At 64.7% G+C, this 13,739-nt stretch carries 11 protein-coding genes and 2 pseudogenes; 6 read left to right on the forward strand and 7 right to left on the reverse strand.

Annotation, left to right across the window (positions count from 1 at the left end):
* Positions 1-66: 66 nt before the first annotated feature.
* The 3 genes from ALC15_RS04690 to ALC15_RS43090 form a co-directional block, all read right to left on the reverse strand.
* Positions 67-999 carry a DUF2336 domain-containing protein gene (locus ALC15_RS04690; protein WP_094193669.1) on the reverse strand — a complete coding sequence of 311 codons (933 nt, stop codon included), beginning with the start codon at positions 997-999 and terminating at the stop codon, positions 67-69.
* 267 nt (positions 1,000-1,266) lie between these two features.
* Positions 1,267-2,457, reverse strand: a complete 1,191-nt coding sequence (locus ALC15_RS04695) for a glycosyltransferase family 87 protein (RefSeq protein WP_210168577.1) — start codon at positions 2,455-2,457, stop codon at positions 1,267-1,269.
* 266 nt (positions 2,458-2,723) lie between these two features.
* Entirely contained in the window at positions 2,724-2,942 is a 219-nt protein-coding gene (locus ALC15_RS43090) for a hypothetical protein (RefSeq protein ID WP_128089431.1), read from the reverse strand.
* A gap of 155 nt (positions 2,943-3,097) precedes the next feature.
* Here ALC15_RS43090 and ALC15_RS04700 point away from each other — a divergent pair, with 155 nt between their 5' ends.
* Positions 3,098-3,292: a hypothetical protein gene (locus ALC15_RS04700; protein WP_050626271.1), complete on the forward strand. Its 195-nt coding sequence runs from the start codon at positions 3,098-3,100 to the stop codon at positions 3,290-3,292.
* 16 nt (positions 3,293-3,308) lie between these two features.
* A complete protein-coding gene (locus ALC15_RS04705; protein WP_050626272.1) occupies positions 3,309-4,076 on the forward strand; it encodes a hypothetical protein in 768 nt (255 codons plus the stop codon).
* Here ALC15_RS04705 and ALC15_RS04710 read toward each other — a convergent pair.
* Positions 4,045-4,926 carry a LysR family transcriptional regulator gene (locus ALC15_RS04710; RefSeq protein ID WP_050626273.1) on the reverse strand — a complete coding sequence of 294 codons (882 nt, stop codon included), beginning with the start codon at positions 4,924-4,926 and terminating at the stop codon, positions 4,045-4,047. The genes ALC15_RS04705 and ALC15_RS04710 overlap by 32 nt on opposite strands.
* A 91-nt stretch (positions 4,927-5,017) precedes the next feature.
* Here ALC15_RS04710 and ALC15_RS04715 point away from each other — a divergent pair, with 91 nt between their 5' ends.
* Positions 5,018-5,857: an MBL fold metallo-hydrolase gene (locus tag ALC15_RS04715; protein WP_050626274.1), complete on the forward strand. Its 840-nt coding sequence runs from the start codon at positions 5,018-5,020 to the stop codon at positions 5,855-5,857.
* Positions 5,858-6,030: 173 nt separating this feature from the next.
* Complete coding sequence (locus tag ALC15_RS04720) at positions 6,031-7,146, forward strand: helix-turn-helix transcriptional regulator (RefSeq protein WP_050626275.1); 1,116 nt, start codon at positions 6,031-6,033, stop codon at positions 7,144-7,146.
* Here the strand turns inward: ALC15_RS04720 and ALC15_RS04725 are convergent.
* The 3 genes and pseudogenes from ALC15_RS04725 to ALC15_RS04735 all read right to left on the reverse strand — a co-directional run bounded on the left by ALC15_RS04725 (position 7,143) and on the right by ALC15_RS04735 (position 10,611).
* The gene (locus ALC15_RS04725; protein ID WP_050626276.1) at positions 7,143-7,763 is read right to left on the reverse strand and encodes a DUF1254 domain-containing protein; all 621 of its coding nucleotides are present in this window, start codon (positions 7,761-7,763) and stop codon (positions 7,143-7,145) included. The genes ALC15_RS04720 and ALC15_RS04725 overlap by 4 nt on opposite strands.
* A pseudogene (locus ALC15_RS04730) lies at positions 7,760-8,337 on the reverse strand (DUF1214 domain-containing protein). The gene ALC15_RS04725 and the pseudogene ALC15_RS04730 overlap by 4 nt, the downstream one beginning before the upstream one ends.
* 1 nt (position 8,338) lies before the next feature.
* A pseudogene (locus ALC15_RS04735) lies at positions 8,339-10,611 on the reverse strand (transglycosylase domain-containing protein).
* A gap of 287 nt (positions 10,612-10,898) precedes the next feature.
* Here ALC15_RS04735 and ALC15_RS04740 point away from each other — a divergent pair.
* Both ALC15_RS04740 and ALC15_RS04745 read left to right on the forward strand, forming a co-directional pair.
* Entirely contained in the window at positions 10,899-11,420 is a 522-nt protein-coding gene (locus ALC15_RS04740; protein ID WP_050626277.1) for a YcgN family cysteine cluster protein, read from the forward strand.
* A gap of 191 nt (positions 11,421-11,611) precedes the next feature.
* Positions 11,612-13,207, forward strand: coding sequence for an MDR family MFS transporter (locus ALC15_RS04745; RefSeq protein ID WP_050626278.1), 1,596 nt, complete (start codon positions 11,612-11,614; stop codon positions 13,205-13,207).
* The last annotated feature ends 532 nt before the right edge of the window (positions 13,208-13,739 follow it).

A 13,739-nucleotide genomic window follows, 5' to 3' on the forward strand; every position in this document is an offset into this window, starting at 1 on the left:
CGGCACCGCGACAAGCTTGCCGCGTGAACAAGTCCATGCTCCGAACAAAGCTAAGTTGGCCGAGCCTTAGCTTCCAGACTTCTGATTGCGTATAGCGGGCGCGCTGCCGGGCTGCACCGCCGGTCGCGTCGGCGACGATGCCGTGCGCACGCGATGTCGCTCGTCATCATAGAGCGCCGAGCGATACTTGTTGCGAGCCACCGCCATGGTCGAGCCGCGCCAGGCCGCCAGCATCACCAGCGCCGAGCGCTCGCCGAGGCGATCGTAGAGCCGCGACAGCCGGTAGACATAGTTGACCGACGAGCCGGCTTCCGGATTGAGGAACATCAGGATCCGCTGGAACGCTGCGCTCGATACGTCGAGCGCCCGCATCGCGCAGGCGAGCGGCTCGCCGCCGGGATCGTTGACGACGTCGGCGGCGATCCGCGATGGCAGGATCAGCGCTTCACCGAGTTCGAGCGTGAAGTTGTCGAGGTCCTCGGCAAACGCCGCCATCTCCAGGATATGGATCGCGCGTGCGGCGCGTGCCGCCGGAATTCGTGCCGCGGCCTTCAGCGGCGTCGCCTGCAGATTGTGCAGGATCTGCGCGCGCTCCCTTACGCCGGCGGCAAAGAACATGTCGGAGAGTTCGGCGGCATCGTTCGGCCGCATCGCAAGGCTCGCGGCCATCCGTTGCTCGGCCTCGGTCGGAATCCTGGCCGGCGGCGTTGACGCTGCGGGCGCGGCAATCGGCGCGGCCGCCGGCACCGGCTGGTCCGGTCCGGTGCGTCGCAGCCCGAGCTTGTCCATGATCCCGGCGGGCGTTGCCGGATAGATCGCAAGCCGCGCGCGGACGGCGGCGCGGGTCGCGTCGTCGACCTCGTCGATCAGCCGCGACGTCAGCTCGACGAACTGGCGCTCTTCATCGGCGGAGTGTGCGCTGGCCTGCACATAGAGGTCGGTCAGGACACGCAGCAAAGTGGGACGGATGTCGACACCCTCGCGGCGGGAGAGCGTCATCAGCCCATCGAAACCAGGAAATAGCGGAGCTGCGCTCATCTCGGCGTACGCGACTTGCCAGTAAGATTCGGTTTGAAAACCCTGTGGCAGCGAGCCTACGCAGGCAGTTTTAAGACGCAGTTAAGGAAAACAAGCCGTGAAGCCGAACGCTCGAATTTGCGCGTGTCTATTGAGGCACAGCGCCATATCCGTAACCGTCCGTATCGGCAGTTTAAGATGTCATTAACCTCGCGAAGAGGGGAAACCGGCATAAAGCGCTCGGTTGGGTCAGCGCGATTGCGCTGGTGCTTGCGGCTGCGACTCTACCAGTGCGCTGGAGATCAACGATGATCCGCCCGCTAGAGCGTCGGGGGAAGATGATCTGATCCAGATCAATACCAACAGAAGCAAGACGATTTCTGGGCTTAACGGAACACCACAGTACATGCCCGCGAGCCTGGCGATCGCGGGCAGGCCCCAAGCCGCAGCGAGTGCGGATTTTTCAAAGGGGCGGAAGCCGGTTTTCAATCCCTCATTTGTCAGTGCTGCGATGGGCAACGCCAAAAGTACGAAGTCGTAGTCCAAAACAAAAGGAGTGCTCAACAGCATCGCGGTCGCTGCAGCTCCAGCTCGCAACGATAGCGAAGCTTTACCGCGCCAGATGAGCCACAGTAGCGCCGCCGCGAAGATCGCCACCGCTGCTTGCGCAGCGTATGCCAGGTTGACCCCTGCACCAAGGAGTCGTGCAGCGGCAAACACGCTCTGCATCTTTCCGAGGCCGATCATCTGTTCTTCCAGAATGGCCTTGGTCATAGGAAGAATTGATTGGAAGTTGGACCAAATCTCCGGTCCGAACAGCAACGTGGCTGCTGCAATCTGCGCTGCGAGGCTGAGGGCCGCGCCTAAGGCCATTTTCCAGTTGTTGCGTGCCAGCATTACAACAGCCAGCATGGGCGCGAATTGCGGCTTATAAAGCATGCACCCCAGAATGACTCCCGCCAGAACGGGTCGTCGCTCGGATAGAAGCAGACCAGATCCAATGATCGCGACTGAAAGAAAGCCGTTTTGACCGTGGCTTGCGTTGAGAAGAGCGGCTGGAAATCCCAAAATCGGGACGAGCGCCTCCGATGACGCGGGAATGAATTTCCTGACTGTCACAACGTAGGCCGTTCCTGTTGCGGCGAGCCAACAGAAAAGGGATGGCAAATAGGGCACGAGACCCAGTGGCGCCACCATCAAAAGCGCCGTTGGTGGGTACAGCCATGCGAAGTATTCGACTTCTTTGCCAAAGAGCTTTGTCTGGGCAGCATGATGCTGAAGCGGATGATACGCGTCTGCAGCATTACCCGTCAGGACGAAGTTTGAAGCGGTCCAAAAACTCGCGAAGTCCGTGCCTATTGGCTTGTCGTAGAAGCCAAGGTTGCCACGCGCGACCAAAACATTCGCCACGAAGACGAATGCGCCAACTATCAGGAACACGGCTGGATATAGTTTCGCGCGCTTTGCTGTTAGCCACGAGCCCGAAATTAGCCAAGCCATTTTGGGAAGTGTCGCCTGTTGAACTTGATAACTTGGCCTTACCGATCCGACGTTGGTTGTCTGGACTGGCGAAAAACGCGTCAGCCGTCACCTGACCTTGGGCCGTTAAGTCTGGGCGGGCCCAAGAGAAAGAATTAAGGCGAGCGCACCTGAAAAAGCTTCATGAGGTAGTACCTGGCAGCAAACGACTAACGCTATCATTGCAATCAAGGGGCGAGCAACGGGGATAGCGGCCGTTGATTAACGGTTGCCCCGCTCGAGCTGGAAGACTGTTCGCCGTCCGGGCTTTCGATCATCGTGTCGATACCGGTGATTGGCGCGCGGCGCGCCGCATCGCCGAGGTGTTGATGCCGTTGGAATGCAGCCGTGTCTTCAGCTCGGCGCGCCGGGGCGGCAAGTGAGATGATCTCCGATCCGGTGATCATAGTCTCCTCTCCTCCGTCCGTAGTCTTGCGGATGCGCCAGGACCAAAAGACAGCCTGATCAATGCCTTAGCGTTAAGATGTCATTAACCATGCCCGTTCTTAACTCGGTGAGCGCGGGGCAAATCATGTCCGTGCGGGGCCAGAGAGAACGGAACATGGGCACCATCGTTGAGTTTCCGGCGGATGCGGCTGCGCGGCGGCCGAGCACGGCCGGTGCTGCCGGCGAAGGCATGGGGACCGTGCTGATCCTTCCCGTCGTGCGGATCGAACGAACGACGGAGGAGACCGGCGGTGGTCGCGGACCGGAGCAGGGCACTGCGCAGGGCCGCCGTCGCCGACGGCGCTCCTGATCGCGGATAGCGTGCAATGCCCGCGCCTGCGCAGCGGACCGCCGCTTGGCGGTCATTCCCGACGCTGATCCTGCTGGTCGCGGGCTCGGCGCTCGCGGGCTGCAGCGGCGGCGATTTCGGCCGCACCCGGGCCGATTTCCGCAACGACGACATGCATCGCTGGATGGGCGCCGAGGCGACCGGCAGCATCGGCAAAAACGCCTCGCAGTTTCAGCTTACCGAACACGAACGCCAGCTGCGCGATCTCGCCTATCAATTCGTCGAGCCGCCGCTGTCGCGTCCGGCGTGGAAGAGCGTGTTCGGCGACTACCAGCCGCTGCCTTCGCCGTGGCGGCAGAAGGCGGTGTTCGATCGCACCGCGTACGGCCGCAACCTGATCGACGAGCCGCATCGCTCGTTCGCCTCGCGCTATTCGCTGCTGATCGACCAGGTCCGCGACGATATCACCCGGTTCGAGCCGTTCTTCGCGACGGCGATCCAGGTGATCGAGCTCGACCGCAAGCGCAGTGCCAGCCTCAACATGATCGCGGACGTGTCGCCGCGCGAGCGGGCCGATGCGGTGGCGCGGATGGAAGAGAACACGCTGATCGTGCAGTGGGTCCAGCAGGCCCTCGAGCGGCGGATCTCGTCCTATCGCTGGGCGCTGGAGCGGCTGGTGATCCAGGCGCCTGACGGCATGGCTGCTGATGCCGAACGCCAGATCAACGAACTCGCCCGGCTCACCGCCAATGCGCCGCTGGTCTCGGGACCGGTCACGGGCCAGGCCGTGGTGACGAAGGGCTAGCCCGCTTCATCTTCCTGGAACTGGTGCGGCGACTGCTCGCCTGCCGTGGCAGGCTCGCAATGAACGCCTTCAGCGCATCAGAGGGCGGATGGGCCGAGGGGTAGGCGAGGCCGACCTGGCGCGTGACGTCGACATCGATCGCGCGCACCGCGACGTCCGGATTGCCGCGTGCCACGCCTTCGGGGACGATCGCGACGCCGACCCCGGCCGCGACCAGCGCCATCGCCCACTCCTCCGATTCCGCGATCGCCACCGGCTTGCGCGGCGGTGCGGTGCGCTTGAAGAACTCCTGCTGCTCGCAGTGGCAACGATCGATCATCGGAACGCCGGCGAAGTCGCTGGTCCGCAGCGTCTCCTTGAGGGTCAGGGGATGCGACGGCGGCAGTGCCGCGACATAGCGCTCGCTCCACAGCGGGATGAAGTGCTCACCGGGCGCGATCATGGTTCTCGCGACGATCCGCGCGTCGGCCTTTTGGCCGGCGCCGACCAGCCGAAGCGCGAGATCGGCGTTGCCGGTCAGCGGCTTGAGCAGGGCGATGGTCCGAGCCTGATCGAGCGTCCGCAACAGACCGAGCGTCAGCGCCTGCTTCGTCGCCGGCTTGCGAAACAGGTTTCGCGCCGCGTCCGCCTCATCGATGATCTTGCGGGCGATGCCGTGGAACTGCGCGGCTGATTCCGTCGGCGCCATGCCCTTCTTGTGCCGGATGAACAGCGTGGTGCCGAGCTCCGCCTCGAGATTGGTGATCGCCGCGGAGATCGATGGCTGCGAGATGAAGCAGCGCTTTGCCGCAGCGGTCAGATTGCGCTCGCGGTAGACCGCGGCGAAATAGCGGAGTTCGCGGATATCCATAGGAATGTCCTATCGTATCGATAGAAAGACAATATTTTACCTATGGAAATGCGAGTGGCAAGTCTGCGCCTGGCACAGCGGAGGATTTGTCATGCGCATTCATCATCTCAACACCGGCACGATGTGCCCGATCGGAAGGCGGCTCGTGAACGGCAGCGGCAGCATCTTCCAGCGGGCGCGGATGGTCTGTCACTGCCTGCTGGTCGAGAGCAATGACGGCCTGGTGCTGGTCGATACCGGCATCGGGCTTGGCGACATCGCAGACCCGCCGCGGCTCGGGCGCAAATGGGTGCGGCAGACCACGCCGCGGCTCGATCCGGCCGAGACCGCGGTCCGCCAGGTGACGGCACTCGGCTTCTCGCCCGACGACGTGCGTCACGTGCTGCTGACGCATCTCGATCGCGACCATGCCGGCGGCGTGCCGGACTTTCCGAAGGCCAAGGTGCACGTCCATCGCAGGGAGTACGACATGGCGGTGACGCATCAGGTGACGCCGCCGGAAGGACGCTACATCACGGCGCAGTGGAAGCACGGGCCGGACTGGGCGTTCTATGGTGCCGGCGGCGAGGACTGGTTCGGCTTCAGGGGTGTGCGGGCGCTCGGCGACCGCGAGCCGGACATCCTGATGATCCCGCTACCGGGCCACACGCTCGGCCATTGCGGCATCGTGGTGCGCGACAAGGATAGATGGCTGCTGCACGCCGGCGATGCCTATTTCCACCATGCACAGCTCGACGCCAGGCCGCGGATCCCGCTGGTGCTCGGTCTGTTCCAGCGCCGGGCCGACATGGATCGCGCGACGCGCATCCAGAACCAGGAGCGGCTGCGCCAGCTGAAGGCCGCGCATGGCTCCGATGTCAAGATCGTCAACAGCCACGACCCCGTCGACTACGAGACCTGCCGTTGCGGCCGGCACGCGCTCGCTCTCTGATTTGACCGCGCGGTCCGCATTCGACCTTCGTCGTAGAGTTTGCTGCGATCCTGGCGCGATCGTTGCGTCCACCTTGCCAATTGAAATTCGAGCGATGGAGATGCCAGTATTTGGGCGGAGTTGCGCCGGCTCCTTGTTTGACGTCGATTGTCTTGGGGCAGGTAGGGGTGGCAATGACGGACATTGACTTCGAGCGCATCGTGGACCGGATCCATGAGGCTGCTGTCGTTCCAGACCTGTGGCCGGACGTTCTCGAAGACATCGCGCATGCCGGCGGCGCCCATGGCATGGTGATGATCAGCTCGGGCACCGATCGGTGGAGCGGTGTCTGGAATGGCGTGGTGACGTCACCATCGATCGAAGAGGCATTCTCGGCCTTCATCAGCGAGGGCATTGCCAGTCGTACTGAGACGACTCCGAGACTGCTGGCACGGGATCACCCTGGTTTCGTCAGCGAACAAGACGTCTTCACGCTGGAGGAATGGGAACGCGATCCGTATCGGACGGAGTGGAACAAGAAGTGGGGTTTCGAGCACGCCTGCGCGACGGCCGTCCATAGTCCGTCCGGCGAGCTCGTCGTGTTTCATATGGAAAGACTCGCAGGCCAGCCGGCTTTTTCGCGGCAGGATCTCGATTTTCTCGACCGGTTTCGTCCCCATCTCGCGCGGGCGAGCCTGCTGGCGACGCGCTGGCGTCTGGCGCGGATGCAGGCGGCGACCGAGGCTCTGGCGCTCGTCGATTTGCCGGCGTTGGCGATTGAACGATCCGGACGTGTTCTGGTGGCGAACGCCTTGATCGAAGGGATGACGGACGTCTTGCGCTGGCTCCCCGGCGACCGTATCGCGATGAGGGACGCCGCGGCTGACACCCTCCTGCGTGCCGGTTTGTCCCAGCTGGGGTCGCCGCTTGAGAAGGCCGTGCATTCCTTTGCAGCGTGCCGCGCAGACAATCAGGACCGCGTGGTTGTTCATCTGGTGTCGATGCCCGGCGAAGCGCGCGATGTTTTCGATGGGGCGGTGGGCATCCTGATCGTGACCCCGGTCACGGCACCTGAAGCCCCGAGCCTTGCGCTCATTCGCGGACTCTTCGATCTCTCTCCCAGCGAAGCGCGTGTTGCCCGCGGCATCGTGCAGGGACAGACGATCGGTGATATCGCGGCACTTCACGGGCTAAGCCGCGAAACGATCCGCAACCAGGTCAAAGCGGTGTTTGCCAAGACGGGAACACATAGCCAGCGGGATGTCGTCGCGCTGCTCGGCGCCATCCCGAAACTGACGGTTACCGGCTAGCGCTTGCGTGCCGCGGGCGGCGGAGCCGGCGCGGGGAGCGGCGGCGGGGCTTCCTGCTTGGCCGCGACCGGCTCGGCCTGCACCTTGCAGGATGACGCCGCGAGCGAGGCCTGCGCCTGCGGCATCAGGCCGGGCTCGGGCGCCAGTGCCTTCAGCAGGATCAGGCCGGTCGAGGTCGGCGAGTCGATGATCAGCCGGTCGGCGGCGGTGATTTCCTCGTCCTCCGGCAGCTCGTTGTGCTGCGCTTCCGTCATCAGGTCGAGCTCGATCACCTTCTTGCCGGCGGAGCGGTCGTTGATCGCGTAATAGGCGACCTCGTTGCGGGTGTAGAACGACACCGACGTGTAGGCCTGGCTGACCGGCACGGTGAGCTTGAGCGGCCCGGTCGAGAGATCGTAGCGGCAGATCGCCACCGCGAAGGCCGGATCCATCAGCGGCATCGGCGAGTGGCTCGGGTCGGCCAGCGGCAGCTGCGTCACCTCGTTGAGCTTGGTCATCGGCGTCAGGCGCGAATAGGCGTCCTGCGAGGCGATGCGTGGCAGCGCCAGCACGCTGACGAGATGCACCACGCCGCCGAGCAGCACGCCTGCGAGGATGGTGAACAGCACGCGGATCATGGGCAGCCCGTCGTTGCGATCGAGGGCATCGGCGCGTCGCGCTGGGTGCGGGTCGCGACCCCGACCGGCGTGTCGTAGAGCCGCAGCATCAGTGCGTAGCGCTCGATGCCGCCGGTCGGCAGCCAGTTGCCGGCGCGTGAACGCGAGGCGATGTGGATCTCGAACGTGCCGTCGGAGGCGCGCATGATCTCCTGGCTGGTGAAGCCGTAGCGCTGCAGCGAATTCGCGACCAGGTGGCCCTTGCGGTCGAACAGCGTCAGTGTCCAGAACCGCGCCGCCGGCGTCACGCCGCTGACGACGATGTCGCAGCGGCCGTCGAGCGGCTTGTTCTTGTCGTCTGATGTTGCCGAGAACGCGATGCCATCGCCGGTGCCGATCGGCAGCTCGCCGCTGCGCGCGATGGTGGCGCGCGAATAGGGGTCGACGTCGGAGGTGCCGTTCTTCGGCCGCGCCGTCCAGGCGCGATCTTCAGCGTGCCGAGATCGGTGCCGCGCGTCGCCGTCGCGTAGGTCAGCCCGAGGCCGACGGCGGTGGCGATGACGAGTGCCAGCAGGGTGGTGAGGAGCAGCCGCACGTCAGTTCTTGCGTGGCACGGAAGGGGGCGCGCCGTCCGGTCCGGCCGCGGCAACGTAGTTTCGGGGAACGCCAGCGCGCTCGAGGACTCCGGCTTGCCGGTCTTCGCGGGCTCGTTCAGCGTGGTCTTGCCGGTCGTCTTGGCGGCGTCGTCGAGCAGCTTCTCGACGCGGACCAGGATATCGGCGCCGCGCTTGGTCAGCACCGGCGGCGGACCCGGCTTGGTTTCCAGCACGCGCGGCGCCGCGTTGGCCTGGGCATTGGCCTGCGCCGGCTGCGGCGGCAGCTTCTGGCCCATGCCGACGCCGTTGAGCTCGCGCACTTCCACGCCCTGATGCGCGGCGACCATGATGTCGTGCCAGGTCTGCGCCGGCAGCGAGCCGCCGGTCATGCGGTTGGTCGGCGAATAGTCGTCATTGCCGTACCACACCGCGCAGGTGAAATTGCCGGTGTAGCCGACGAACCAGGCGTCGCGATAGGCATTGGTGGTGCCGGTCTTGCCCGCGGTCGGAATGCCGTCGAGCGCGGCGCGGCGCGCGGTGCCTTCGCTGACCACGTGGCTCATCATGCCGGCCATGTCGGCGGCGATATTCGGCGGGATGGCCTGCCGCGGCTTCGGCCCGTCGCGGTCCCAGCGCCAGACGAGGTCGCCGGCGCCGGTGCGCACCTCGAGCACCGAATGCGGCGTCACCGCCTTGCCGCGGTTCGGGAAGGTCGCATAGGCCACCGCGTGTTCCAGCACCGTGACTTCGTCGGAGCCGATCGGCAGCGACGGCGTATCCGGCAGCGGCGCCTTGAGGCCGAAGCGGCGCGCCACCTCGACGATCTTGGCGCGGCCGGCCTTCGGGCCTTCCTTCCCGCCGAGCATGATCGAGAGCTTGACCGGCACCACGTTGATCGAACGGGTGATGGCCTGGGTCAGCGTCACCTGACCCGAATAGGAGTGGCCATAGTTCTGCGGACACCAATTGCCGATACAGACCGGGCCGTCGACGATCTTCGAGTTCGGCGTGAAGCCGTTCAGCAGCGCCGTGGTGTAGACGTAAGGCTTGAACGACGAGCCCGGCTGCCGGTAGGCGTCGGTGGCGCGGTTGAATTGGCTTGCGCCATAGTCGCGGCCGCCGACCATGGCCCGGATGCCGCCGTCGAGATCGGACACCACGGTCGCGGCCTGCGTCGCGTGATAGTCGCGGCCGAACTGGCGGAGCTGGTTCTCGATCGCTTCCTCGGCCGCCTTTTGCACATTCATGTCGATCGCGGTGCGGACCACGAAGACGCGCTCGGTGTAGGATTTCGGGAAAGTGTCGACCAGCTTGCGCATCTCGTCGAAGGCGTAGTCGAGATAGTAGTTCGGCGAGTTCTCGTCGCGCCGGTCGACCGCGACCGCCGGATTGCGGCGGGCGCCGAACACCTGACCCTCGGTCATGAAGCCGGCATCGACGAGGTTGTCGAGCACGACGTTGGCGCGGGCGCGCGCCGCGGGCAGGTTGATGTGCGGGGCGTATTTGGTCGGCGCCTTGAACAGGCCGGCCAGCATCGCGGCTTCCGCGAGGTTCACGTCGCGCACCGACTTGTTGAAGTAGAAATGCGCCGCGCCGTCGACGCCGAACGTGCCGCCGCCCATATAGGCGCGGTCGAGATAAAGCTTGAGGATCTCGTTCTTGGTGAGCCGCGTCTCGAGCCAGATCGCGAGGAAGGCTTCCTTCACCTTGCGCTCGATGGTGCGCTCGTTGTTCAGGAACAGGTTCTTGGCGAGCTGCTGGGTGATCGACGAACCGCCCTGGCGCACGCCGCCGGCCTGCGCATTGGTGACGAGCGCGCGGGCGAGGCCGGGCACGTCGATGCCGAAATGGTCGTAGAAGCGGCGGTCTTCGGTCGCGAGCGTCGCCTTGATCAGATTGTCCGGAAAGTCTTCCAGCGGGATCGAGTCATTATGCTTGATGCCGCGGCTGCCGATCGGGTTGCCGTAGCGGTCGAGGAAGGTGACAGCGAGGTCGGATTTCTTCAGCCAATCCTCGTCGGCGGTCTCGCGGAAGGCCGGGATCGCGAGCGTCAGCATCAGGATCATGCCGCCGAGCCCGATGGTCGCGGCCTCCGACAGCGGCTCGATGAACACCCAGCGCTTCCAGCGGCCGACGTAGAAGCGGTCCATGAACGTGGAATAGCGCTCGTAGAGCTCGCGCAGGCCCTTGCCCGACGAGAACAGCGTCGAGTCGATACGCGCATCGAGGTCCAGGAAGAAGTTCCGGACCTTCTGTTTCCAATGCGACGGCATGATCTGAAAGGACCGGACCCTTGATCAGTTTGACAGCACTGCGGGCGCCCAAACGGGCACAGGCCAGCGTCTTGCTTCGATGTTGCGGCAATCCCAAGGCGCTTTTGCGTCGTTGGGGACTCGTTCCACGTTCTATCCGAGCGGCTGCCATAAACCAATGGCGCGGCTGGTGAATTTAATGAAAGCCCTAACGCTGCCCACCGGCTTTTTCGACCCCGCAGTACCACCCACTTGCGCCGGCCGCGCCGGCGTCCCAAGAAGAGCTTTATTGCCATATCAGGGACAGCATGACCGCACCGCCCAAGCGCACGTCGGGCCAGGAGGGATTCTTCTGGAAAACCAAGGCGTTGGAGGAAATGTCCAACGCCGAATGGGAGAGCCTGTGTGACGGCTGCGCACGCTGCTGCCTGGAAAAGCTCGAGGACGAGGACACCGGGAAGATTTACTTCACCCATATCTCCTGCAAGCTGCTCGATGCCGGCCTGTGCGCCTGCAAGGACTATTCGAACCGCTCCGAGCAGGTTCCGGATTGCGTCCGCCTCACGCCCGAAAATGTCCGCACCCTGAACTGGCTGCCGCCGAGCTGCGGCTACCGCCTCGTGGCCGAGGGGCGCGACCTCTATTGGTGGCATCCCCTGATTTCGGGCGATCCCAACACCGTTCACGAAGCCGGGGTCTCGGTGCGCGGCCGGGTGGAGGGCACCGAGATCGATGTCAACGACGCTGATCTCGAGGATCATATCGTGCGCTGGCCGGCGTTGCTGCCGAAACGGGCCCAATTGAAGAAGCGCCCGAAGGCCTCCAAGTAGAATTCCGAGCCGTAACGGGGACGTGCCGGAGCTGATGCCGGCGCTTTCGCGATCACGTCGTCGCGAGAACATTGCTGCGGGATGCACCCATGCGCTGGGGTGCCTGCCTCAGCAGCGAATTGCTGCATAAATTGCAAAGCAGAGAATGATTCCATCGCGGGACGCGCCCGCGCAGCAGCATTACGCCCCAAATGAACAAGTATGAACGGCAGAGCCCGTTTCCTGCCGACCAATCGACATTGCCTGACGACATTGCCGAAGAGCTGTCTCATCTCCCAAGCGAGGTGATCGAACTCAGCGACGCGCCGCCGCTGGCGCCGCCGGCACCGCTCAATCCGGACGAAGTCCGCACCATCGTGATCAGCCTGATGCTGACGATGTTCCTGGCCGCGCTCGACCAGACCATCGTCGCGACCGCGCTGCCGACGATCGGGCGCCAGTTTCACGACGTCACCAACCTGTCCTGGGTGATCACGGCCTATCTGCTCGCCTCGACGGCGGTTGCGCCGGTGTTCGGCACGCTGAGCGACATCTATGGCCGCCGCGTCATGATCGTCACCTCGCTCAGCCTGTTTGTGGTAGGCTCGGTGCTGTGCGCGATCGCGCCCAGCATGACGATGCTGATCATTGCTCGCGGCCTGCAGGGGCTCGGCGGCGGCGGCATCATGCCCGTGGTCCAGACCGTGATCTCCGACGTGGTCACCCCGCGCGAGCGCGGCCGCTACCAGGCCTATTTCTCCAGCGTCTGGATGGCCGGCGGCATTCTCGGCCCGGTGGTCGGCGGCGTGTTCGCCGAGCATCTGCACTGGTCGATGATCTTCTGGATCAACCTGCCGCTCGCGGCCGCCGCGCTGGCGCTGCTGCTGCCGAAGATGGGCAAGATCCCGGTGTTCCACCGCAAGCGCAAGGTCGACTGGCTCGGCGGCGTGCTGCTGATGGCCTCGGCCGTGGTGCTGATGCTGGTGCTGACCTGGGGCGGCACCCGTTTGTCCTGGCTGTCGCCGACCATCACCGCGATGATCGGCGCCTCGATCGCGCTCGCCGGAGCCTTCGTCTGGCATGCGCGCCGTGCCGACGAGCCGTTCCTGCCGCTGTCGCTGCTCGGCGGCTCGGTGGTACCGTTCGCGATGGGCGCGGGCGGCTGTGCGCTCGGCGCCATGGTCGGCCTGACCGTGCACCTGCCGCTGTACTACGAGGTGGTCTATCACCTCACCGCCAGCGAGGCCGGCCTTGCGCTGATCCCGCTCGCGGCTATCTCGACCTTCGGTGCGGCGATCGCCGGCCGCACCATGGCAAAGGCCAAGCACTACAAGCGCGTTGCGATCGTCGGCACCTCGGTTGCCGCCATCTGTGCCGTCGGCATGGCCGTGACGACGCTGCCGCTGTGGGGATTGCTGCTGCTGATGAGCGTGTTCGCACTCGGGCTCGGCACCACGTTCCCGATCAGTGTGGTGTCGCTGCAGAACGCGGTGGCGCGGCCTCAGGTCGGCACCGTGACCGGCGCGATGAACTTCTTCCGCGCCATGATGGCCTCCTTCACGGTTGCCGCCTTCACGACGATCCTGCTGATGACGCTCGGCACCGACATCTCGCTCGCCGGTGAGCATCATGCCGCGGCGGCCAGCACGGTGAGCGCGATCCCGATGGCCGACATGATCCATGCGTTCCGCTACGTGTTCGGTGCCGCCGCCGTGCTGCTGACCACCGCCTCGATCTGCATGATCACGATGGAAGAGCGCCCGCTCGCCGGTCCCGCCGCGCGACCGCCGGCCGAGATGGCGGAGTAGGGGCGGGGTCGCCACGCTCATCGCCGTCGTCCCGGCGAAGGCCGGGATCCATACGCCGCGGCGGATGTTGTCGCTGGGACTCGTCGTTCCAATAGAGCTTGGCAATTCGCATCGGTGGTTATGGGTCCCGGGCTTCGCCGGGACGACGATGAGGACGGTTCTCGATTCATCGTCTTACACCACGCGACGTCAGCGCCCGCGAGAGACGCTGGTGCCTGAGCCGAGAAGCGGCGGCGTACTGGATCGCCCGGTCGAGCCGGGCGATGACAGCTGAGGATGAGGGCAGCTTCGGAAGTGCGCACCCAGGCATGACGAGAGGAGAGATCGTCACCCACGACTCTCATTTATTCCCGCGCTGCCTCATCTTTGTTCAGCTGCAGAGTCCCCACCCACTACTTTAGTTGTCGTCCGTGCATGGCGATCTGCGCGCAGTTTCACTTGCTGCGCATTTTGTCGCGGCTATAGTCCCGCCCCAAGAGCTCGAAGTAGCCGAAAAACAACAAGAGGAGAGAAACAGAGTGACAAGAACATC

Source organism: Bradyrhizobium viridifuturi, from assembly GCF_001238275.1.
In the GTDB taxonomy this organism is placed as follows: Bacteria; Pseudomonadota; Alphaproteobacteria; order Rhizobiales; family Xanthobacteraceae; genus Bradyrhizobium; species Bradyrhizobium viridifuturi.

Bases quoted from the DNA above. Each gene is read 5' to 3' on its own strand.
- ALC15_RS04690 (WP_094193669.1), bottom strand. From the start codon at position 999: ATGACGCTCTCCCGCCGCGAGGGTGTCGACATCCGTCCCACTTTGCTG.
- ALC15_RS43090 (WP_128089431.1), bottom strand. From the start codon at position 2,942: ATGATCACCGGATCGGAGATCATCTCACTTGCCGCCCCGGCGCGCCGA.
- ALC15_RS04700 (WP_050626271.1), top strand. From the start codon at position 3,098: ATGGGCACCATCGTTGAGTTTCCGGCGGATGCGGCTGCGCGGCGGCCG.
- ALC15_RS04705 (WP_050626272.1), top strand. From the start codon at position 3,309: ATGCCCGCGCCTGCGCAGCGGACCGCCGCTTGGCGGTCATTCCCGACG.
- ALC15_RS04710 (WP_050626273.1), bottom strand. From the start codon at position 4,926: ATGGATATCCGCGAACTCCGCTATTTCGCCGCGGTCTACCGCGAGCGC.
- ALC15_RS04715 (WP_050626274.1), top strand. From the start codon at position 5,018: ATGCGCATTCATCATCTCAACACCGGCACGATGTGCCCGATCGGAAGG.
- ALC15_RS04720 (WP_050626275.1), top strand. From the start codon at position 6,031: ATGACGGACATTGACTTCGAGCGCATCGTGGACCGGATCCATGAGGCT.
- ALC15_RS04725 (WP_050626276.1), bottom strand. From the start codon at position 7,763: ATGATCCGCGTGCTGTTCACCATCCTCGCAGGCGTGCTGCTCGGCGGC.
- ALC15_RS04740 (WP_050626277.1), top strand. From the start codon at position 10,899: ATGACCGCACCGCCCAAGCGCACGTCGGGCCAGGAGGGATTCTTCTGG.
- ALC15_RS04745 (WP_050626278.1), top strand. From the start codon at position 11,612: ATGAACAAGTATGAACGGCAGAGCCCGTTTCCTGCCGACCAATCGACA.